The following is an 18,911-nucleotide window of genomic DNA, read 5'->3' as shown; positions in this document are numbered from 1 at the left end:
ATGCACACCGCCCGGATTGAATCCCTGCTGGAATACGAAGTCGGCAGCCCCGCGCACTTCCTGTTCAACATCGAGACGGCTTTTCATGAAGGCCATCATGTGGTGGAGGAGCGCCTGACCATCACGCCCAGCATGAAAGTGCGCAACTTCTGCGACGAGCGTAGCGGCAACCGCTTCATACGCCTGGATGCACCCAAAGGCCGCCTCTCCGTCAATTACTGCGCGAGGGTGGAGCTGCACCCGGCGCCCGTCCCGCTGCACCTGGACGAAACGCCGGTGACCGGAGTGCCGGACGACGTGCTGCGCTACCTGATGCCCAGCCGCTATTGCGAGTCGGACGTCATGAGCCGCGCGGCGCAGCAGCTGTTCGGCCAGCTACCGCCCGGCATAGGCCGGGTGCGCGCGATCGAGGGCTGGATCCACGAATCGATCGGCTATCTGCCCGGCTTCAGCAATTCCACGACCACGGCGCAGGAGGTGTTCGTGCAGCGCGCGGGCGTGTGCCGCGACTTCGCGCACCTGGGCATCACGATGTGCCGCGCCCTCAACATCCCGGCACGGCTGGTGGTGGGCTATGTGCATTTCGAGGAGCCGCCGCAGGATTTCCACGCGGTCTTCGAGGCTTGGCTGGAAGGGCGCTGGGTGATCTTCGACCCGACGCGCATGGCGCCCATAGACCGCCTGGTGCGCGTCGGCACCGGGCGCGACGCCAAGGACGTGGCCTTTGCCACCATCTTCGGCGACGTGCAGATGATCCGCAAGGAACTGACGGTGGACGAAGGCGACGAGCCGCCGCACCCGCCCGGCGCCACGCAGCCGCACCCTGTGCTGACCGTGGTGAGCGCCTGACTTTTACGGTTGTGCCTGGGCCGTGGCGACCGGCGCGCCCTGCCGCTTGAGCACCAGCAAGCCGAACAGCGTGGCCGTGACGTACATGCTGAAGGAGTAGATCGCCGCGGGCAGGGCCAGCTGGAAGTTGTTCAGCACGGCCAGCGCGATGAAGATCGCCAGCGTCGCGTTGTGGATGCCGATTTCATAGCTGATGGCGGTGGAGATCGGCTTGTCCAGCCCGGTCGCCCGGGCCACGTAGTAGCCGGCCAGCAGGCTCACGAGGTTGAAGGCCAGCACGGCCGGGCCTATGGCCGCGAAGCCGCCGCTGAGCGACTGCCATTCCTTGACGACCGCGCCCACGGCCACCACCACCAGCACGATGATGCTGAAGATCTTGGTCGGGTTCTCGCTGCGCGCGGCCCAGCCCGGCTTGACGGTGCGCAGCCACATGCCGACGGCCACCGGCACCAGCACGATGACGATGACCTCCACCACCTTGCCGAACTGCAGCGGCACCACCTGTCCGGTCTTGGCGAAAGTGTTGATGGCCCAGTTGGCGATCACCGGCATGGTGACGATGGACAGCAGGGTGTTGATGGCGGTCAGCGAGATGTTCATCGCGACGTTGCCGCCGAACAGGTGGCTGAACAGGTTGGCCGAGATGCCACCGGGCGAAGCCGCCAGCAGCATCAGGCCCACGGCGAACAGCGGCGGCACATTCAGCAGCACGATGATGGCGTAGCAGGCTACAGGCAGCACGATGACCTGCAGCAGCAGCGCCACGATCACGGCCTTGGGGTATTTGAGCAGGCGCGTGAAGTCCTCGAGCTTGAGCGTCAGGCCCAGGCCCAGCATGACCAGCGCGAGCGCCGCGACCAGCATCTGCGCGACGACGGGTGAGCCGCTCATGACTTGTAGCTTTCATCGAGTTTGTCGAGCTTGCGGATCAGCGAGGGCCAGACGAACGCTCCGCCCATGCCGCCGGTCTGCACGCGCATGGCCTCGGCCACGCCCTTGACGATCAGCGGGTTGACTTCCGTGAGCGGGCCGCCCGCTTGTGCGTCGAGCTGGATGCGGCAGGTGTTCTCGAAGGTGTACATGCTGAGGAAGGCGTCGGCAATCGTCTTGCCCACGACCAGCAGGCCGTGGTTGCGCAGCATCAGGAAGTTGGCATTGCCCAGGTCGGCCTGCAGGCGCGGCTTTTCGTCGTCGCGGAAAGCCACGCCCTCGTAAGCGTGATAGGCCAGCGAGGCCAGCACAAAGGTCGATTGCTGGCTGATGGGCAGCACGCCGCACTGCTGGGCGCTGATAGCCACGCCGGCGCGCGTGTGGGTGTGCAGCACGCAGCCGGCGTCGGCGCGGGCTTCATGCACCGCGCTGTGGATCACAAAGCCGGCCGGGTTCACCGGGAAGGGCGAGTCGATCACCTTGTTGCACTGGCCGTCGACCTTGACCAGGCTGGACGCGGTGATCTCGTCGAACATCAGGCCGTAGGGGTTGATCAGGAAGTGGTGCTTGCCGGCGCCCGAAACCGATTCGGGCAGCTTGGCGCTGATGTGGGTGAAGACCAGGTCGCTCCAGCCGTAGAGCGCGACCAGGCGGTAGCAGGCGGCGAGGTCGCAGCGCAGCTGCCATTCTTCGGCGCTGACGACTTCTTTCAGAGAGGGGATGTGCATGGGGTTTGTCTCCGGGAGTAATGGTTTTAATGAGCTCAGGTGCACGATACGTCTGTGCTTGACGTGGAACTGTCAAAAATTTGACAATTGGCCGCATGCCTATCGTTCCCGCGACACCTCCCCCGCTCTCGCCCATGGCGCGCATGTCGGCCAATCCCTGGTTTGGCGCGCTGCCGCCGGCGGATCGGGAAGCGCTGCTGGGCTCGGCCGAGGTGCTGCGCCTGCGGCCCGGCGAGATGCTGTTCCGCCAGGGCGATGCGCCGGGCGGCTTTTACGGGCTGCTGGGCGGGATGCTCAAGATCTCTTCCCTGCGTGAAGACGGGCGCGAGGCCATCCTGGTGGTGCTGGAGGCCGGCAACTGGATAGGCGAAATCTCCTTGATGGACGGCGAGCCGCGCACCCACGATGCCACCGCGATGTCGGCGGCCGAGGTGCTGGTGGTGCCGCAGGCGGCTTTTGCCGCGCTGATGGAGGGCGCACCGTTTGCCCGGGCGATTGCGGGGCTGCTGGCGGCACGCGTGCGCTCGCTTTACGGCATGGTGGAAGACGCGGCGCTGCGGTCGACCCGCGCGCGCGTGGCGCGCCGCCTGCTGCTGCTGGCGCGCGGCGACGCCACGCTGGCACTGAAGGCCCGGCCGGTGGTGCCGGTGTCGCAGGAGGCGCTGGCCATGATGCTGGGCGTCAGCCGGCAGACGCTGTCGGTGGAACTCAAGGCCATGGTGGCGCAGGGCGCGATCGCGCTGCGCTACCGGCGCATAGAGATTGTTTCGGCGGCTCGGCTGGAGGCGCTGGGAAACGTTTCTCGCTAACCCGCAGTGGGCCGCGTGTCGTGTTCAAGCCGGCCCAGCCAGGCCATGGCCGCGCCCGCGTCGGCGCCGCACATCTCGGCCGAGGGCATGAGCTGGCCGCAGACGGCGGGCCGCTCGGGCCGGCCGAAGATCAGGCACTGGTTGGCATCACCCAATTGCACACAGCGCACGCCGGCCGGCTTGCCTTGCGGCATGCCGGGGATGGCGGAGCTGATGGACGGCGCGATGCAGCAGGCGCCGCAACCGGGGCGGCAGTTCATGGGGGATGGCTCGTGTGAGATCTAGGGAAGCCGGGTTTAGTCAGGCTTGATTTTCGCGCGTTCGGCGACCAGCTTCCAGCGCGCCTGCTCGGTCTTGATGAAGGCGCCGTACTGCGCCGGCGTGTCGCCTATGGGCAGGGCCGTGTCGCCGCGCAGGCGCTCGGTGGCCTGCGGGTTGCGCATGGCCTTGTTGCAGGCTTCGGCGATGCGGTCTATGTTGGCCTGCGGCATGTTGGACGGGGCGTTGAGGCCGTACCACTGGGTCATTTCAAAACCGGGATAGCCGCTTTCGGCGACCGTGGGCACGTCGGGCAGCTGGGGCAGGCGTTCCTTGGTGCCGGTGGCGATACAGCGCAGCTTGCCCGACTTGATGTGCGCCAGGATGGCGGGTGCGCCCACGCTGGCGGCTTCAAGCCGGCCGGCCAGCAGGTCGGTGAGTTGCGGGCCGGTGCCGCGGTAGGGCACGTGCAGCACAAAAATGCCGGTGGCCATCTTCAGGTATTCAAACGCCAGGTGGCCGGCGCTGCCGTTGCCGGCCGAGCCGTAGTTGAGCTGGCCCGGTTTGGCTTTGGCGAGGGCGATGAACTCTTTCAGGTTGTTGGCCGGCACGCTGGCATTGATCACATAAAGGCTGGGCACCTTGGCCAGCAGCGAGATGGGCTTGAAGTCCTTGTTGGTGTCGAAAGGCAGCTTGTCGAAGATGAAAGGGTTGACCGCCATGGTGCCAATGTGGCCCAGGATGATGGTGTGTCCGTCGGTGGAGGCCGCGCATTCCTGCATTGCGATGTTGCCGCTGGCGCCTGGCTTGTTTTCGACAAACACGGTCTGGCCCAGGCTCTTGGTCAGTTCATTGGCGGCCGAGCGCGCGACGATTTCCGAGCTGCCGCCGGGCGCGAAAGGCACCAGCAGGCGTATCGGTTTGCTGGGCCAGCCGGCCTGCGCGTGCAGCAGCCCCGGAAAGGCCGAGACCGCGGCCAGTGCGCCGCCGGCCTTGAGGCCGAATTGCAATGCGCCGCGGCGCGTGTTCGTCTGTTTCATCTGATGTCTCCGGATCGTTGTCGTTGGTCCAATATAGGACCGTACGCGAGGTGTGCCGCTACGTGATTCCGCTAATGAGGCTAACCCCATGCGCTACATGAAGGATGCGTCGAAGCGTTCGCGCGCGGCCTTCAGGCTCTGGTGGTTGCGCTCGGCCCAGTTGTCGAGCGGGATCAGGGTTTCGCTGAGGGACTGGCCCAGCGCGCTGAGCTGGTATTCCACATGGGGCGGCACGGTCTGGCGGTCAAAGCGCAGGACCAGGCCGTTGCGCACCAGTTCCTTGAGCGTCTGCGTCAGCATCTTTTGTGAAATGCCTTCGATCTTGCGCATCAGCTCGTTGTTGCGCACCGGGCCCTCGGCCAGCGCCGGGATCACCAGCAGCGCCCACTTGCTGGCGACCAGCTCCAGCGCCTGGCGCGAGGGGCAGGCCTGGCTAAACACAGTTGAGGAATCGGCGGGGAGGTCGTGGGGAATTGTCATGGTTACCAGAAGGTGCGTACTTGTCTATGGGTAATCGTAAACCTAAGCTGGCGGCTCTTTGATTTTTTCCCTCTTTAACCCTCTTAACCCTGTTACCGAAAGAACGACCTCCATGGCCTGGTTTTATCTACTCGCCGCAAGCATCGTCGAAATCGCGATGGCCTTGCTCCTCAAATCCTCACAGGGCTGGACCCGGCTCCTGCCCAGCGTGCTGGGCGTCGCGGCGGCGGGCGCCAGCATTTTCTTTCTGACGCATGCCGTCAAGACCTTGCCGGTGGGCACGGCCTACGCGATCTGGACCGGCATAGGCTCGGTCGGCGTGACCGTGATCGGCATCCTCTGGATGGGCGAGAGCGCCTCGGCGCTGCGCCTGCTGTGCGTGGCGCTGGTGGTGGCCGGCATGGTGGGCCTGCGCCTGCTGGACGGCACGGCGTGATGAAGCCGGCACGGAGAAAACCATGACCCATCTGCTCTTTATAGAAGCCTCGCCGATGCGGGCCGCATCAACCTCGAGCACCGTGGCTGCTGCCTGGCTGGAGGCGTATCGCGAGGCGCATCCTGAGGACACAGTGGACACGATCAATGTCTGGGATATTGATTTGCCGCCGTTTGACGCCGACATGATTGCCGCCAAGTTCGCCGTCTTGCGCGCGCAGAATGCGAGCGCTCCGCAGCAGGCGCTGTGGGCGCGTGCGGTGGCGGTGTCGCAGCGCTTCAATGCGGCCGACTATTACATCTTCAGCCTGCCGATGTGGAATTTCGGCATCCCTTACCGGCTCAAGCATTTCATCGACGTGGTGACCTTGCCGGGGCAGAACTGGAGTTGGTCGCGGCAGGCCGGCTACCAGGCCCTGCTGCCGGGCAAGCGCGCGACACTGGTGTATTCGAGCGCCGGCGCTTACCCGCTGCAGCCTGATGAAGACGATTCGGATTTCCAGAAGCCGTATATGCGGCGCTGGCTGCGTTTTCTGGATGTCGCGGTCGACGCGGAAATCAGTGCCGCGCCGACATTGGTGGCGCCCGAGGAGCTGGCGGCGACCAAGGCTGGTGCGATGGAACGCGCGCGTGCCCTGGCCTCAATTCTTTAATTAGTCAGGCCGTCAGCCGGGCGCTGGCGAACAGCACTTGGTCGATCACGGCCTGCACGTTCTTCACGTGCGCTTCGTTGCCCATTTTTCCGTCGACATCAAACGCATCGGCGGCGCGGCCCAGGGCAAAAGCCTTGGGCGCCACCCAGCACTGCGCGTTGAGCAGCAGCGGCACCAGGTGGCTTTGCGAACGCAGGCCGCCCAAGGCGCCGGGTGAGGCGCTGAGCACGCCCACCACCTTGCCGGTAAAAGACTTGAAGCCTTCATGCCAGGCCGGGTCGCTCTTGACCGGGCTGGAGACCCAGTCGATGGTGTTTTTCAGCAGGGCGGTATAGCTGCCGTTGTATTCGGGTGAGCAGATGATCCAGGCCGGGTGTTCGTACATGAGCTGCTTGAGTTTCATGACGTCGGGCGGCGTGCCTTTGGCCTCAAGGTCGGCGTTGTACATGGGGATGTCGTAGTCCGCCAGTTCAATATGGGTGACTTCGGCGCCGCTGGCGCGCGCCAGGGCAGCCGCGACATGGGCCAGTTTGCGGTTGTAGGAGTTCTGGCGGATGCTGCCAGCGAAGATCAGGAGTTTTTGGGGGGCGGTCATCGTCCGATTTCACCACAGGCCGCAGGGTGAAAAACTGCGTGCAGGGTGCCTTGCAAGCACGAACCCGTTAAAATGTACAAAACATTGAAATTTGTACAAAATGCATACCATTGCTCTCAGTGAATTCCGCGCCCACGCATCTGCCATGCTTGACCTGGTGGAGCAGGGCGAAACCGTCCGCATACTCAGGCACGGCAAGCCGGTGGCTGAACTGGTGCCTCTCAAGGCCGAAGAAGACGCCGCCAAAGTACCGAGCTGGAAAACCCCGTTCGAACCCGTGGTCCTGCCGCCCGGCGTATCGCTGTCACAGGCGGTGCTCGACGAGCGGAATGAATCACCATGGTGAAGAAGGCGCAAGCCGCTTATGCGGCACAGGCCGCTACCGCCACCCGGGCGGCGGCGCGCGACGGCGAAGCGCGGCTGATGTTTGATGCCTCGGCGCTGACCAAGCGCTATGCCAGCGAAGCCGGGCGCGACCGGGTGCTGATGTTGTTCGAGGCGGCCAGCGAACTGCTGGTGGCGGCGCACTGCAAGACCGAGGTGGCCTCCGCGCTGCTCAGGCGCAGGCGCGATGGCAGCTTGCCGGCACCGGAATTTGACCGGGCCTGGGCGGCCGCGCAACGCGACGTGGCCGACATGACCCTGGTCCCGCTGGACGCGCATGTCGAGCGCTTCGCTTTTGCCGCGATGGAGCAGGGCCCTTTGCGCGGCATGGACGCCCTGCATGTGGGCAGCGCACTGGCCAGCCGGGTGGACCTGTTCGTCACGGCGGACCGGCGCCAGGCACAGGTGGCGCGCGGCATGGGCCTGGCCACCGAATTGATCGAGAGCTGAGAAGTTAATAGAGTGAGTAGCTGGTCGCAAGGCCCAAAGGTTGGATATGTTTTACCCCCAAGAATTTGATGTGATCGTGGTTGGCGGCGGCCATGCCGGCACCGAGGCCGCCCTGGCTTCGGCCCGCATGGGCTGCAAGACTTTGCTGCTCTCGCACAACATCGAGACGCTGGGCCAGATGAGCTGCAACCCGTCCATCGGCGGCATCGGCAAGGGCCACCTGGTCAAGGAAGTGGACGCCCTGGGCGGCGCGATGGCGCTGGCCACCGACGAAGGCGGCATCCAGTTCCGCATCCTGAACAGCTCCAAGGGGCCGGCCGTGCGTGCGACCCGGGCGCAGGCCGACCGGATTCTTTATAAGGCAGCCATCCGCCGCAAGCTCGAGAACCAGCCCAACCTGTGGCTGTTCCAGCAGGCGGTCGACGACCTGATGGTGGAGGGCGACCGGGTGGTCGGCGCCGTCACGCAGGTCGGCATCAAGTTCCGATCGCGCACCGTGGTGCTCACGGCCGGGACTTTCCTGGACGGCAAGATCCACGTCGGGCTCAACAACTACTCGGCCGGCCGGGCCGGCGACCCGCCAGCGGTTTCGCTGTCGAGCCGGCTCAAGGAGCTCAAGCTGCCGCAGGGCCGACTCAAGACCGGCACGCCGCCGCGCATCGACGGCCGCACGATTGACTTCAGCAAGTGCACCGAACAACCCGGCGACGGCATGCCCGGCGGGATCGAAGGCCCGGTGCCGGTGTTCAGTTTTATGGGTGGCGGCATCGCCCACCCGCGGCAAATGTCCTGCTGGATCACCCATACCAACGAGCGCACGCACGACATCATCCGCTCGGGTTTTGACCGCAGCCCCATGTTCACCGGCAAGATCGACGGCGTCGGGCCGCGCTACTGCCCCAGCGTCGAAGACAAGATCAACCGCTTCGCCGACAAGGACAGCCACCAGATTTTCCTGGAGCCCGAAGGCCTGACGACCCACGAAATCTATCCCAACGGCATCTCGACCAGCCTGCCTTTCGACATCCAATACGAGCTGGTGCGATCCATGGCCGGCATGGAAAACGCCCACATCCTGCGGCCCGGCTACGCCATCGAGTACGACTACTTCGACCCGCGGGCGCTGAAATCCAGCTTTGAAACCCGGGCGATTGGCGGCCTGTTCTTCGCCGGCCAGATCAACGGCACGACCGGTTATGAAGAAGCGGCGGCCCAGGGCTTGTTCGCCGGCGTCAATGCCGCGCTGCAATGCCAGGGCAAGGATGCCTGGCTTCCCAAGCGTGACGAAGCCTACCTGGGCGTGCTGGTCGACGACCTGATCACCAAGGGCGTGACCGAGCCCTACCGCATGTTCACCAGCCGGGCCGAGTTCCGCCTGATGCTGCGCGAGGACAACGCCGACATGCGCCTGACCGAAAAAGGCCGGGAATTGGGCCTGGTCGACGACGCCCGCTGGGACGCCTTTAACCGCAAGCGCGACACTGTTTCACGTGAAACAGCCCGGCTCCGGGCGATCTGGGTCAACCCCAACAACCTGCCGGTGGCTGAAGCCGAACGGGTTTTGGGCAAATCCATCGAACGGGAGTACAACCTGCTCGACCTGCTGCGCCGCCCGGACGTGAACTATGCCGGGCTGATGTCGCTGGAGGAGGGCAAGTATGCCAACCCCGAACTGGCGGCCGAAGCCGCAGCCAGCGACGACATCGCCAAAAGCGTGATCGAGCAGATCGAAATCACGGCCAAATACGCCGGCTACATCGACCTGCAAAAGACCGAGGTCGAGCGCGCCGCCCACTACGAAAATCTCAAACTGCCGGCCGACCTGGATTACCTGCAGGTCACGGCCCTGAGTTTTGAGGCACGCCAGACCCTGGCCAAACACCGGCCCGAAACCCTGGGGCTGGCTTCGCGCATCTCGGGCATCACACCGGCCACCGTGTCCCTGCTGCTGGTGCACCTGAAAAAGAACCTGTGGAAAAACACGGTTCCGCTCCAGGCGGCTGACGTTTCTTCCGAAAAAGCCCAAGCCTGATGCGGGCCGGTGAACAGGAATTGCGCGCCGGCCTGAAGGCGCTGCAGCTGGACCTGGGCGATGTCCAGGTCGGCCAGCTGCTGGATTACCAGGACTTGATCGGCAAATGGACCAAGGTCTACAACCTGACGGCCGTGCGCGATCCGGCGGAAATGATGACCCATCACCTGCTGGACAGCCTGGCCGCGGTGCTGCCGCTGCGCCGCCATCTGCAAAAAACCGGGCTGGGGCAGGGCGCCCGCTTGCTGGACGTGGGGTCAGGCGCCGGCCTTCCGGGCGTCGTCATCGCCATCTGCTGTCCGGAAGTGGCGGTCACCTGCGTGGACACGGTCGCCAAAAAAGCCGCTTTTATCAAGCAGGCGGCGCTGGCGCTCAAGCTGCCCAACCTCTCGGGTTTGCATGCCCGGGTCGAAACCATCACCACGCCGTTTGAGGTGATTTGCTCCAGGGCCTTCGCTTCGCTGGTGGATTTCACCAACTGGTCCGCCGCTGCCTTGGCCCCGCAGGGTGCCTGGATGGCGATGAAGGGCAAACACCCGGCCGACGAAATCGCCGCCTTGCCGGCCGGGGTTGAAGTGTTTCACGTGGAACAGTTGCAGGTTCCGGGGCTGAATGCCGAGCGCTGCATTGTCTGGATGCGGGAAAAAACCAACGCCTGAACCGGGTGGGTCGGGAGCTTGATCCCGCCCGGCCCGTTGTTCGGGCACAAAAAGAAACCTTCGCGGACGCCGAATCGGGCCTGATCGGCCTCCTTTGGCATTCCGGCGGCACACCCCTGTCGTAAACTCGAGCACTCGCGCTTCCTCCTCTCTACTTTCTGGAGAACCTCCATGTTGGGCTCATTCGTCGGCATTGCCGACTACGGCGCTTTTGTCGTTGCGATCATTGTGTTTCTGCTGATTCCCGGCCCGGGCAACCTGGCGCTGATCACCTCGACCAGCAAGGGCGGGATCGCGGGCGGCCTGGGTGCGACCTTCGGCGTGATCGCCGGCGACCAGGTTTTGCTCTGGGCGGCGGTGGCTGGTGTGTCGGCCATCATGGCGGCTTACCCCACGGCTTTCCATATCGTCCAGTGGGCCGGCGCCATTTACCTGGCCTGGCTGGGCATCAAGATGCTGATGGCCAAGCCCGGCGACGCGCCGCTGCTGAACATCAAGCCCCGCCACTACTTTCAGCAGGCCATGATGATCACCCTGCTCAATCCCAAGGCGATTGTTTTTTACATGGCTTTCTTCCCGCTGTTTGTCGATCCGGCCCAGCACCAGGGCCTGAAGACTTTTGCCGTGATGGCGGCCACGATTGCCGGTCTGACTTTCCTGTACGGCCTGTGCTCGGTCATGATCACCTACCACCTGGCCGAACGCATACGCGCCAACCCCAAAATCACGGTCGTGCTGAACAAGCTGGCCGGCGTTTTCCTGATCGGCTTCGGCCTCAAGCTCGCGGTCTCCAAGTAAGCCGTCATCGCATTTCGCGTCCTCTTTCGAACAAAAACTAAAAACACACATGGCCAAAATATTCTGCGTAGCCAATCAAAAGGGTGGGGTAGGGAAGACGACAACGACAGTGAACCTGGCCGCGGGCCTGGCGAAAGTCGGCCAGCGGGTCTTGATGATTGACCTGGACCCGCAGGGCAATGCGACCATGGGTTCCGGCGTGGACAAGCGCAAGCTGGAGATGACGGTCTACGACGTGCTGCTCGAATCCGCTTCGGTGGCCGAGGCGCGTGTGCACAGCGAGAAATGCGGCTACGACGTGCTGGGCGCGAACCGCGAACTGGCCGGCGCCGAGGTTGAGCTGGTCGACGTCGAGCGCCGCGAAAAACGCCTCAAGCTCGCGCTGGCCGAAGTCGACAGCCAATATGACTTCGTGTTGATCGACTGCCCGCCATCCCTCAGCATGCTGACCCTCAACGGCCTGTGCTGCGCCCACGGCGTGATCGTGCCCATGCAGTGCGAGTACTTCGCGCTCGAAGGCCTCACCGACCTGGTCAACACCATCAAGCAGGTGCACGCCAACCTCAACAAGGACCTGCAGATCATCGGCCTGCTGCGCGTGATGTTCGACCCGCGCATCACCCTGCAGCAGCAGGTCAGCGACCAGCTCAAGGAACACTTCGCCGACAAGGTTTTCAACACCGTGATTCCGCGCAACGTACGACTGGCCGAAGCGCCCAGCTACGGCCTGCCCGGCGTGGTGTTCGACCCGGCCTCCAGGGGCGCGCAGGCCTTTGTCACCTTCGCCGAAGAGATGGTCGACCGCATCAAGGTGATGTAAGGTGGGCGGCTGAAAGTCCCCGAAAACAGGCAACTTTCAGCTATTAATTTAATAGCAAATCAGTGTTGCCGATCTTCCCGAGCATGAACCCCCGCAACGTCCTCATACTTCCCGGCTGGAAAAACAGCGGCCCCGGCCATTGGCAAACCCTGTGGGAAGAGGCCGACGGCTACACCCGCGTGGAGCAGCACAGCTGGATGCATCCGCTGCGCGGCGACTGGACGGCGCGCCTCGAAGACGTGCTGCTGTCCTGCGACGAGCCCGCGGTGCTGGTGGCGCACAGCCTGGGCTGCATGCTGGTGGCGGCCTGGGCCAGCCATTCGCGGAATGTTCACCGCGTCAAGGGCGCGCTGCTGGTCGCGCCGCCCGACGTGGAACGTGACGACGTGCGCGAGATGCTGCCCAGCTGGGCACCGGTGCCGCTGCAAAAACTGCCGTTTGACAGCGTGGTGTTCGCCAGCAGCGACGACCCTTTCTGCGGGGCAGGGCGGGCGCGGCAATTCGCGGCGTCCTGGGGCTCGAGCTTTGTGGACGCCGGACCGCGCGGCCACCTCAACGCCGACAGTGGCCTGGCTGACTGGCCAGAAGCCTACCTGCGGCTGCTCCAGCTCAAGGAGCTGACTTCCCCGGCCATCGAGCCTTCACCCAACATCACGCCCCGGCCATGAGCTCATTTTTTCACCCTCGCCCGCGCGCGCGTTGCCTGCAAATTGCCCTGGTAGTGCTGGCGGCCTGGGCAAGTGCCTCACTGCACGCCGAGCCCGACGAAGAGCTGCTAGGCAAGGCGCAGGGCTACCCCCTCGGCAACACCAGCACCTGGTACAGCAATCCTTATCGTGTCGGCTCCTGGTCGGCCATGGACAAGGTGCCCGGTGTGCGGGTCCGCGTGGTCGCGCGCCCGGCCGAAGCCAGCCCACTGCCGCGCGCGGCCAGCCCCGCGTCCATCAGCTACCGCTACAAGAACACCAACTACACGCTGGCCGACTACCTGGACCGCCAGCGCACCACCGGCCTGCTGATTCTGAAAAACGGCGAAATCATCGCCGAGCATTACCGCTACGGCCGCAAGGACGACGCGCGGTTTTTGTCCTTCTCGATGGCCAAGAGCGTGACCTCGCTGCTCATCGGCAAGGCGCTTTCGATGGGGTTGATTGCCTCGCTCGACGACCCGGCCGAGAAATACGTCAAAGATCTCGCCGGCAGCCCTTATGGCGCCACCACCGTTCGGCAGCTGCTGCGCATGAGTTCTGGCTTGACGTTTACCGAACGCTACGACGGCAAGGACGACATCGCGCGTCTGTCGCGTGCCAGCGCCGGCGCACTGGGCGCTGGCAAACCGGTGGATGTACTGAAGTCCATCACCGACCGGCATTCCCCCGCGGGCGAAAAATTTGTTTACGCCAGCGGTGAGACCGACGTGCTGGGCCGCGTGGTGGTGGCCGCCACCGGCAAGAACATGACCGAGCTTACGACCGAGTGGCTGTGGAAACCGATGGGCGCCGAACACGATGCCTTCTGGCGTGTTTCCAGCGATGGGCAGGAACAATCCTTCGGCGGCTTCAACGCCAGCCTGCGCGACTGGGCGCGGCTGGGGCAGTTGCTGGCCAATGACGGCCGTGCCATCGATAAGGCCACCGGCAAGCCGGGCGCGCTGCAGGTCCTGCCGCTGGACTACCTGCTGGACGCCACCGACGCAACACGCCAGCCGCCGGCATTCAAGCCGCGCACGGCCACGCCCTACTTTGGCTACGGCTACCAGTTCTGGCTCATGCCGATGCGGTCGCGCACTTTCGCCATGCAGGGCATCCACGGCCAGACGGTCTATGTGCAGCCCTCCACCGGCATCGTGCTGGTGATGACCTCGGCCTGGGAGCAGGCCAGCGGCAAGCAGGACGCACAACCTTACGAAGAGCGCGACGCCCTGTGGCGCGGCGTGCTGCAGTCCCTGGGTGGCAGCCTCACGCCCCCCTGAACACTGCGCCATACATACATAAACATTGACGAATTGAAGGAAAAGAAAACATGGTCACGAAAAAACCCAAAGGCCTGGGCCGCGGACTTGAAGCACTGCTGGGCCCCAAGGTCAGCGAAAGCGCGACTGACGCTGAGAACGCCAGCAGCACGGCCAACAGCCCCGGCCTGCCGGCCTCACTGCGGCTGGAAGACATGGTCGCCGGGCAGTACCAGCCGCGCACGCGCATGGACGAGGGCGCGCTCTACGAGCTCGCCGAATCCATCAAGGTGCAGGGCATCATGCAGCCCATCCTGGTGCGGCGCCTGACCTCCGGCAGCAACGACGGCAAGTATGAAATCATCGCCGGCGAGCGGCGTTTCCGCGCGGCAAAACTCGCCGGCCTGGACAGCGTGCCGGTGCTGGTGCGCGACGTGCCCGACGAGTCGGCCGCCGCCATGTCGCTGATCGAAAACATCCAGCGCGAAGACCTGAACCCCCTCGAAGAAGCGCATGGCCTGCAGCGCCTGGTCAAGGAGTTCGGCCTCACGCATGAGCTCGCCGCGCAGGCCGTGGGCCGCTCGCGCAGCGCAGCTTCCAACCTGCTGCGTTTGCTGAACCTGGCCGACCCGGTGCAGACCATGCTGATGGCCGGCGACCTGGACATGGGCCATGCACGCGCCTTGCTGGTCCTGGACCGCGCCGCACAGATCACCGCGGCCAACCAGATTTCCGCCAAAAAGATGTCGGTGCGCGAGGCCGAAAGCCTGGTCAAAAAACTCAGCGCCGAGTTCTCGCTCAAGCCGCAAAAAGCCACCAAGGAAAAATCCCGCGACACGCGCCGTGTCGAGGAAGAACTGGCCGACCTGCTGATGGCCGACGTGGAAGTGCGCGTCAAAAAACAGGTCAAACGCAACGGCCGGCGCGAAGATATGGGCGAGGTGGCCATCCAGTTCGCTTCGATGGACGAACTCAACGGGCTCATAGAGCGGTTGCGCGGCGGCAAATAGCAGGCTGGAAGTTTCCCCAGTATTCGTCTTCCGCCCCCGTGTCCTCGCTCCCGATTGCCCCGTCCTGGCTGGGCCGAGGAGCGCAGAGACAAGCGGATCAGGGCAAAAACTTGTTTGAGCGAAGCGAGTTGTTTTTGACCCCGCTTGGCTCGAGCACCGCAGGTTGCCCGTAGCGCAGCGAAGGGACGCAGCAACCAGGGTCGCCTTTTCTTTGGTGACTTTCTTTTGGCGAAGCAAAACAAAGTTACTGGCCGCCGGGCCACTCCCGGCCAGCAGGTCTTAGAGGAGGGCGAGGGCGCGCAAGCCTGAGTAAGACCTGGCCCGCTCTCAGGACAGCGAGAAAATCTTCCCCGGGTTCATGATGTTCTTCGGGTCCAGCGCGCGTTTGATGGTGCGCATCATGTCGACCGCGCCGTCACCGGTTTCCGTCACCAGGAAGTCCATCTTGTGCAGGCCCACGCCGTGCTCGCCCGTGCAGGTTCCTTCCAGCGCCAGCGCGCGGCTCACCAGCTTGTGGTTCAGCGCCTCGGCGACTTCGCGTTCCTTGGGAATCGTCGGGTCTATCAGGTAGCCGAAATGGAAGTTGCCGTCGCCGACGTGGCCGACCAGGAAGTAGGGGATGCCGCTGGCATCGACTTCGGCCACCGACTCGAGCAGGCAGTCGGCCAGGCGCGAGATCGGCACGCAGGTGTCGGTGGAAATCGCGCGGCAGCCGGGCCGCGACTGGATGGCCGCGAAGTAAGCGTTGTGCCGCGCCGTCCAGAGGCGGGTGCGTTCTTCCGGCGTGCTGGCCCATTCAAAGGCATTGCCGCCGTGGCCGCTGGCGAGCTCCTGCACCAGCTCGGCCTGCTCTTTCACGCTGCTGGGGGAGCCGTGGAACTCCATCAGCAGCATGGGCTCTTCGCGCAGCGAGAGCTTGGAGTGCGCGTTCACCATGCGCACGGTGTTGTGGTCGATCAACTCGACGCGCGCGATCGGCACGCCCATCTGGATCACCTCAATCGTGGTGCGCACGGCGGCTTCGATGCTCGGGAAAGAGCACACCGCGGCCGAGATCGCCTCGGGCAGCGGGTAGAGCTTGACGGTGACTTCAGTGATCACGCCCAGCGTGCCTTCGCTGCCCACCATGAGGCGCGTCAGGTCGTAGCCGGCCGATGATTTTTTGGCGCGTGTGCCGGTGCGTATGACGCTGCCGTTGGCCGTGACGACTTCCAGCGCCAGCACGTTCTCGCGCATGGTGCCGTAGCGCACGGCATTCGTGCCGCTGGCGCGCGTGGCGCTCATGCCGCCCAGGGTCGCGTCGGCGCCGGGGTCTATCGGGAAGAAGAGGCCGGTGCTTTTGACTTCCTCATTGAGCTGCTTGCGCGTGACGCCCGGCTGCACGGTGACGGTCAGGTCTTCGGCGTTGATGGACAAGACCTTGTTCATGCGGCTCACGTCGATGCTGATGCCGCCCTGCACGGCCAGCAGGTGGCCTTCGAGCGAGGTGCCCACGCCGAAGGGGATCACGGGCACGTTGTACTGGCCGGCCAGCTTCACCGCATCGGCCACGTCCTGCGTGCTTTCGGCGAACACCACGGCCGAGGGCGGCGGTGCGGCGAAAGAGGATTCGTCGCGGCCGTGCTGTTCGCGCACCACGAGGGCCGTCGAGCAGCGCTCTGCAAAGCGGGCCTTCAGGGCGTCGATCAATGCCTGGGGCGTTTCACGTTGCTGGATTTCAGGGAGCAGGTGCTGGGGAAGGGGGGCGTTCATTGTTGTCTCCGGGTCGGTGGCACAGTTTACGACGTGTACGTAGTTTCTGCCACTGAAGGCGCCGGAGCCCGCAGCCAAGGCCGCGGGGGGAGCTGCGTGCTGGTGTTGTGGAAGGCGAAAAAAGCGGGGCGATGGTCACCCCGCAAGAATCATCAGGAACCCAGCGCGGCCTTGGTGAGTTCGGCCAGCGAGATAAAGGAGTCGTGGTTGGCGTCGATCTGGTCGAAACGCAGCGCCACGGCCGGCAGGTGCTCGGCCTCCTGGCGGTCCAGCTTGCCGTCCTTGTTGGCATCGGCGCGGCCGAAAGCCGCCTCGACGTCCTGGGGCGTGGTGCGGTTTTGCGGGACTGCGCCCGGGGTGGCGGAGGGCGCCGTCTGGGAGGGCGGGCTGTTGGGGCTGGCCGGCGAAGGCGGGGCGGTCTGGGCCCGCGCGGCGCCTGCGGCACCCGCGGCCAATGCGGCCACCAGCAACACGCTGCGCAACTCAAAGCCGGGAATAGAATGTTTTGAATGTTTTGCAGCGGATGTTGATGTTGCTGTCGTGTGCATGATCATGCGGTGAATCCTTCAAAGAGTGAACAATCGGCCATTGCAACGCAGGCGGCGCAAGCAGGCCAGCAGTTTTTCAGGGTGTTGCCTCACTCACATGATGGGCTACGACGACACATTTTCTTGCCTGGCGTAACGCTGCCCTGGTCCCTTTTTAGTCCCTTTGCTCCATTGACTTTCTTCACAGCGCCTTCAACGCGCCTTCGCACCATGGCCAACAGACTTTCACAGATCGCAACCCGCACCGGCGACAACGGCACCACCGGCCTGGGCGACAACACACGCGTGTCCAAGGACAGCCTGCGCGTTCACGCCATGGGCGACGTTGATGAATTGAACTCGCATATCGGCGTGCTGCTCTGCGAAGAACTGCCGGCCGGCGTGCGCGAGCTGCTGGTGGAGGTGCAGCACCAGCTCTTCAACCTCGGCGGCGAGCTGTCCATCCCCGGCTTTGAATTGCTCAAGCCCGAGGCCGTGGCGCTGCTCGACGAGGCGCTGGCCGAACATAACGCCCATCTGCCGCGCCTGGCCGAGTTCATCCTGCCGGCCGGCTCGCGCGCCGCGTCGCTGGCCCATGTATGCCGCACCGTGGCGCGCCGCGCCGAACGCGCCGTGGTGGCGCTGGGCGCGGCCGAGCCCCTGAAGGAAGCACCGCGCCAGTACCTGAATCGCCTGAGTGATTTGCTGTTTGTGCTGTCGCGGGTGCTTAACCGCATGAACGGCGGCGACGACGTTTATTGGAAGAGCGAGCGAATGGCGCGCGCGGCGACTGAATAAGAGACGCTAGATGTCATAGCTCGCGGCGCCCGGCTCATCGCTCAAGGTTTTCTCGACCACGGCACGGTTCAAGGTGGGCGCGAACGATTCGATAAACGCATAGACATAGCCGCGCAGATAACCGCCGCGGCGCACCGCCAGCTTGGTGAGGTTGATGCCGAACAGCGCGCCCGCGTCGAGCGCGCGCAGGGCCGTATCGCGTTCGGCCTCATACGCAATGGAGGCGACGATGCCGACACCCATGCCCAGTTGCACATAGGTCTTGATCACGTCGGCGTCCATGGCCGTCAGCACGATGTTGGGTGACAGGCCGCGCTGCGTGAAAGCGCCGTCGATGTGCGAGCGGCCGGTGAAGCCGGTGTCGTAGGTGATCAGCGCGAAGCGCGCCAGGCTCTCCAGCGTGAGCGGGCCGTCCAGCAGCGCGTGGCCGGGCGGCACGATGACCGAGTGCGTCCAGCGGTAGCAGGGCAGGGCGACGAGTTCGGGGTAGTCGTTGAGCGCCTCGGTGGCGATGCCCACGTCGACCTCGCCCGACATCAACATGTCGGCCACCTGTTTGGGCGAGCCCTGGTGCAGATGCAGTTTCACATTGGGGAACTGGCTGCGGAACTCCTGCACCGCGGGCGGCAGCGCATAACGCGCCTGCGAGTGTGTGGCGGCGATGGACAGCAGGCCGCTTTGCTGGGCCATGAATTCCTGGCCGGCTTTTTTCAGGTTGCTGCTCTCCAGCAGCAGGCGCTCGATGATGGGCAGCACATGGGCGCCCGGCTCGGTCAGGCCCGTCAGGCGCTTGCCGGCGCGCACAAAGAGTTCAATGCCGAGCTCTTCCTCGAGTTCGCGGATCTGCCGGCTGACTCCGGGCTGCGAGGTGTGCAGGGCATTGGCCACGTCGGTCAGATTGAAATTGCATCGCACGGCCTCGCGCATCGAACGCAGCTGCTGGAAATTCATGG

At 64.6% G+C, this 18,911-nt stretch carries 23 protein-coding genes; 14 read left to right on the top strand and 9 right to left on the bottom strand.

Annotated elements, in window-relative coordinates; translation table 11 throughout:
- Complete coding sequence (locus tag AC1D0O_RS16040) at positions 1-849, top strand: transglutaminase-like domain-containing protein (protein WP_477654503.1); 849 nt, start codon at positions 1-3, stop codon at positions 847-849.
- Between the two features lie 3 nt (positions 850-852).
- On the opposite strand, the gene AC1D0O_RS16035 is transcribed toward AC1D0O_RS16040, so the two are convergent.
- Positions 853-1,740, bottom strand: coding sequence for a bile acid:sodium symporter family protein (locus tag AC1D0O_RS16035; protein WP_477654502.1), 888 nt, complete (start codon positions 1,738-1,740; stop codon positions 853-855).
- Positions 1,737-2,507, bottom strand: coding sequence for a class II aldolase/adducin family protein (locus tag AC1D0O_RS16030; RefSeq protein ID WP_477654501.1), 771 nt, complete (start codon positions 2,505-2,507; stop codon positions 1,737-1,739). Before AC1D0O_RS16030 ends, AC1D0O_RS16035 begins: the two co-directional genes overlap by 4 nt.
- A gap of 95 nt (positions 2,508-2,602) precedes the next feature.
- Between AC1D0O_RS16030 and AC1D0O_RS16025 the strand changes: the two genes are divergently transcribed.
- Positions 2,603-3,316: a Crp/Fnr family transcriptional regulator gene (locus AC1D0O_RS16025; RefSeq protein ID WP_477654500.1), complete on the top strand. Its 714-nt coding sequence runs from the start codon at positions 2,603-2,605 to the stop codon at positions 3,314-3,316.
- Here AC1D0O_RS16025 and AC1D0O_RS16020 read toward each other — a convergent pair.
- The 3 genes from AC1D0O_RS16020 to AC1D0O_RS16010 all read right to left on the bottom strand — a co-directional run bounded on the left by AC1D0O_RS16020 (position 3,313) and on the right by AC1D0O_RS16010 (position 5,094).
- The gene (locus tag AC1D0O_RS16020) at positions 3,313-3,576 is read right to left on the bottom strand and encodes a YkgJ family cysteine cluster protein (RefSeq protein WP_477654499.1); all 264 of its coding nucleotides are present in this window, start codon (positions 3,574-3,576) and stop codon (positions 3,313-3,315) included. The genes AC1D0O_RS16025 and AC1D0O_RS16020 overlap by 4 nt on opposite strands.
- 36 nt (positions 3,577-3,612) lie before the next feature.
- Positions 3,613-4,614 (bottom strand): Bug family tripartite tricarboxylate transporter substrate binding protein, encoded by a 1,002-nt coding sequence (locus tag AC1D0O_RS16015; protein ID WP_477654498.1) that lies wholly within the window; start codon positions 4,612-4,614, stop codon positions 3,613-3,615.
- Between the two features lie 93 nt (positions 4,615-4,707).
- Complete coding sequence (locus AC1D0O_RS16010; protein ID WP_477654497.1) at positions 4,708-5,094, bottom strand: winged helix-turn-helix transcriptional regulator; 387 nt, start codon at positions 5,092-5,094, stop codon at positions 4,708-4,710.
- A 112-nt stretch (positions 5,095-5,206) separates the two neighbouring features.
- Between AC1D0O_RS16010 and AC1D0O_RS16005 the strand changes: the two genes are divergently transcribed.
- On the top strand, positions 5,207-5,530 hold the full coding sequence (locus AC1D0O_RS16005) for a DMT family transporter (protein ID WP_436155579.1): 324 nt from the start codon (positions 5,207-5,209) through the stop codon (positions 5,528-5,530).
- 22 nt (positions 5,531-5,552) lie between these two features.
- Entirely contained in the window at positions 5,553-6,182 is a 630-nt protein-coding gene (locus AC1D0O_RS16000) for an FMN-dependent NADH-azoreductase (protein WP_477654496.1), read from the top strand.
- A 4-nt stretch (positions 6,183-6,186) separates the two neighbouring features.
- Here the strand turns inward: AC1D0O_RS16000 and AC1D0O_RS15995 are convergent, their stop codons facing one another.
- Positions 6,187-6,777 (bottom strand): NADPH-dependent FMN reductase, encoded by a 591-nt coding sequence (locus tag AC1D0O_RS15995; RefSeq protein WP_477654495.1) that lies wholly within the window; start codon positions 6,775-6,777, stop codon positions 6,187-6,189.
- Positions 6,778-6,877: 100 nt separating this feature from the next.
- Between AC1D0O_RS15995 and AC1D0O_RS15990 the strand changes: the two genes are divergently transcribed.
- From AC1D0O_RS15990 to AC1D0O_RS15950, 9 genes are all read left to right on the top strand, one after another.
- Entirely contained in the window at positions 6,878-7,123 is a 246-nt protein-coding gene (locus AC1D0O_RS15990) for a type II toxin-antitoxin system Phd/YefM family antitoxin (protein ID WP_477654494.1), read from the top strand.
- On the top strand, positions 7,117-7,611 hold the full coding sequence (locus AC1D0O_RS15985) for a type II toxin-antitoxin system VapC family toxin (RefSeq protein ID WP_477654493.1): 495 nt from the start codon (positions 7,117-7,119) through the stop codon (positions 7,609-7,611). The genes AC1D0O_RS15990 and AC1D0O_RS15985 overlap by 7 nt, the downstream gene beginning before the upstream one ends.
- 46 nt (positions 7,612-7,657) lie before the next feature.
- Entirely contained in the window at positions 7,658-9,643 is a 1,986-nt protein-coding gene (mnmG, locus tag AC1D0O_RS15980) for a tRNA uridine-5-carboxymethylaminomethyl(34) synthesis enzyme MnmG (protein WP_477654492.1), read from the top strand.
- Positions 9,643-10,302, top strand: a complete 660-nt coding sequence (gene rsmG / locus AC1D0O_RS15975; protein ID WP_477654491.1) for a 16S rRNA (guanine(527)-N(7))-methyltransferase RsmG — start codon at positions 9,643-9,645, stop codon at positions 10,300-10,302. Before mnmG ends, rsmG begins: the two co-directional genes overlap by 1 nt.
- A gap of 171 nt (positions 10,303-10,473) precedes the next feature.
- Entirely contained in the window at positions 10,474-11,100 is a 627-nt protein-coding gene (locus tag AC1D0O_RS15970; RefSeq protein ID WP_477654490.1) for a LysE family translocator, read from the top strand.
- A 49-nt stretch (positions 11,101-11,149) separates the two neighbouring features.
- Positions 11,150-11,920: a ParA family protein gene (locus tag AC1D0O_RS15965; RefSeq protein WP_477654489.1), complete on the top strand. Its 771-nt coding sequence runs from the start codon at positions 11,150-11,152 to the stop codon at positions 11,918-11,920.
- Between the two features lie 83 nt (positions 11,921-12,003).
- Complete coding sequence (locus AC1D0O_RS15960; RefSeq protein ID WP_477654488.1) at positions 12,004-12,588, top strand: RBBP9/YdeN family alpha/beta hydrolase; 585 nt, start codon at positions 12,004-12,006, stop codon at positions 12,586-12,588.
- Entirely contained in the window at positions 12,585-13,892 is a 1,308-nt protein-coding gene (locus tag AC1D0O_RS15955) for a serine hydrolase domain-containing protein (protein WP_477654487.1), read from the top strand. The genes AC1D0O_RS15960 and AC1D0O_RS15955 overlap by 4 nt, the downstream gene beginning before the upstream one ends.
- Before the next feature lie 50 nt (positions 13,893-13,942).
- A complete protein-coding gene (locus AC1D0O_RS15950; RefSeq protein ID WP_477654486.1) occupies positions 13,943-14,881 on the top strand; it encodes a ParB/RepB/Spo0J family partition protein in 939 nt (312 codons plus the stop codon).
- A 327-nt stretch (positions 14,882-15,208) separates the two neighbouring features.
- On the opposite strand, the gene AC1D0O_RS15945 is transcribed toward AC1D0O_RS15950, so the two are convergent.
- Entirely contained in the window at positions 15,209-16,633 is a 1,425-nt protein-coding gene (locus AC1D0O_RS15945; RefSeq protein ID WP_477654485.1) for an FAD-binding oxidoreductase, read from the bottom strand.
- 152 nt (positions 16,634-16,785) lie between these two features.
- Positions 16,786-17,187: an EF-hand domain-containing protein gene (locus AC1D0O_RS15940; RefSeq protein WP_477654484.1), complete on the bottom strand. Its 402-nt coding sequence runs from the start codon at positions 17,185-17,187 to the stop codon at positions 16,786-16,788.
- Positions 17,188-17,391: 204 nt separating this feature from the next.
- Here AC1D0O_RS15940 and AC1D0O_RS15935 point away from each other — a divergent pair, with 204 nt between their 5' ends.
- The gene (locus AC1D0O_RS15935) at positions 17,392-17,958 is read left to right on the top strand and encodes a cob(I)yrinic acid a,c-diamide adenosyltransferase (RefSeq protein ID WP_477654483.1); all 567 of its coding nucleotides are present in this window, start codon (positions 17,392-17,394) and stop codon (positions 17,956-17,958) included.
- A 6-nt stretch (positions 17,959-17,964) separates the two neighbouring features.
- Here AC1D0O_RS15935 and AC1D0O_RS15930 read toward each other — a convergent pair whose 3' ends face one another.
- On the bottom strand, positions 17,965-18,909 hold the full coding sequence (locus tag AC1D0O_RS15930; RefSeq protein ID WP_477654482.1) for a CysB family HTH-type transcriptional regulator: 945 nt from the start codon (positions 18,907-18,909) through the stop codon (positions 17,965-17,967).
- Positions 18,910-18,911 lie beyond the last annotated feature (2 nt).

The organism is Polaromonas sp. P1_F2 (assembly GCF_056405735.1).
The sequence above is the reverse complement of the archived record's forward strand: the minus strand, read 5'-3'. Positions and strand labels throughout refer to the sequence as shown.

Excerpts from the sequence above, each read along its gene's own strand:
- AC1D0O_RS16040 (WP_477654503.1), top strand. The coding sequence starts at position 1 with ATGCACACCGCCCGGATTGAATCCCTGCTGGAATACGAAGTCGGCAGC.
- AC1D0O_RS16035 (WP_477654502.1), bottom strand. The coding sequence starts at position 1,740 with ATGAGCGGCTCACCCGTCGTCGCGCAGATGCTGGTCGCGGCGCTCGCG.
- AC1D0O_RS16030 (WP_477654501.1), bottom strand. The coding sequence starts at position 2,507 with ATGCACATCCCCTCTCTGAAAGAAGTCGTCAGCGCCGAAGAATGGCAG.
- AC1D0O_RS16025 (WP_477654500.1), top strand. The coding sequence starts at position 2,603 with ATGCCTATCGTTCCCGCGACACCTCCCCCGCTCTCGCCCATGGCGCGC.
- AC1D0O_RS16020 (WP_477654499.1), bottom strand. The coding sequence starts at position 3,576 with ATGAACTGCCGCCCCGGTTGCGGCGCCTGCTGCATCGCGCCGTCCATC.
- AC1D0O_RS16015 (WP_477654498.1), bottom strand. The coding sequence starts at position 4,614 with ATGAAACAGACGAACACGCGCCGCGGCGCATTGCAATTCGGCCTCAAG.
- AC1D0O_RS16010 (WP_477654497.1), bottom strand. The coding sequence starts at position 5,094 with ATGACAATTCCCCACGACCTCCCCGCCGATTCCTCAACTGTGTTTAGC.
- AC1D0O_RS16005 (WP_436155579.1), top strand. The coding sequence starts at position 5,207 with ATGGCCTGGTTTTATCTACTCGCCGCAAGCATCGTCGAAATCGCGATG.
- AC1D0O_RS16000 (WP_477654496.1), top strand. The coding sequence starts at position 5,553 with ATGACCCATCTGCTCTTTATAGAAGCCTCGCCGATGCGGGCCGCATCA.
- AC1D0O_RS15995 (WP_477654495.1), bottom strand. The coding sequence starts at position 6,777 with ATGACCGCCCCCCAAAAACTCCTGATCTTCGCTGGCAGCATCCGCCAG.
- AC1D0O_RS15990 (WP_477654494.1), top strand. The coding sequence starts at position 6,878 with ATGCATACCATTGCTCTCAGTGAATTCCGCGCCCACGCATCTGCCATG.
- AC1D0O_RS15985 (WP_477654493.1), top strand. The coding sequence starts at position 7,117 with ATGGTGAAGAAGGCGCAAGCCGCTTATGCGGCACAGGCCGCTACCGCC.
- mnmG (WP_477654492.1), top strand. The coding sequence starts at position 7,658 with ATGTTTTACCCCCAAGAATTTGATGTGATCGTGGTTGGCGGCGGCCAT.
- rsmG (WP_477654491.1), top strand. The coding sequence starts at position 9,643 with ATGCGGGCCGGTGAACAGGAATTGCGCGCCGGCCTGAAGGCGCTGCAG.
- AC1D0O_RS15970 (WP_477654490.1), top strand. The coding sequence starts at position 10,474 with ATGTTGGGCTCATTCGTCGGCATTGCCGACTACGGCGCTTTTGTCGTT.
- AC1D0O_RS15965 (WP_477654489.1), top strand. The coding sequence starts at position 11,150 with ATGGCCAAAATATTCTGCGTAGCCAATCAAAAGGGTGGGGTAGGGAAG.
- AC1D0O_RS15960 (WP_477654488.1), top strand. The coding sequence starts at position 12,004 with ATGAACCCCCGCAACGTCCTCATACTTCCCGGCTGGAAAAACAGCGGC.
- AC1D0O_RS15955 (WP_477654487.1), top strand. The coding sequence starts at position 12,585 with ATGAGCTCATTTTTTCACCCTCGCCCGCGCGCGCGTTGCCTGCAAATT.
- AC1D0O_RS15950 (WP_477654486.1), top strand. The coding sequence starts at position 13,943 with ATGGTCACGAAAAAACCCAAAGGCCTGGGCCGCGGACTTGAAGCACTG.
- AC1D0O_RS15945 (WP_477654485.1), bottom strand. The coding sequence starts at position 16,633 with ATGAACGCCCCCCTTCCCCAGCACCTGCTCCCTGAAATCCAGCAACGT.
- AC1D0O_RS15940 (WP_477654484.1), bottom strand. The coding sequence starts at position 17,187 with ATGATCATGCACACGACAGCAACATCAACATCCGCTGCAAAACATTCA.
- AC1D0O_RS15935 (WP_477654483.1), top strand. The coding sequence starts at position 17,392 with ATGGCCAACAGACTTTCACAGATCGCAACCCGCACCGGCGACAACGGC.
- AC1D0O_RS15930 (WP_477654482.1), bottom strand. The coding sequence starts at position 18,909 with ATGAATTTCCAGCAGCTGCGTTCGATGCGCGAGGCCGTGCGATGCAAT.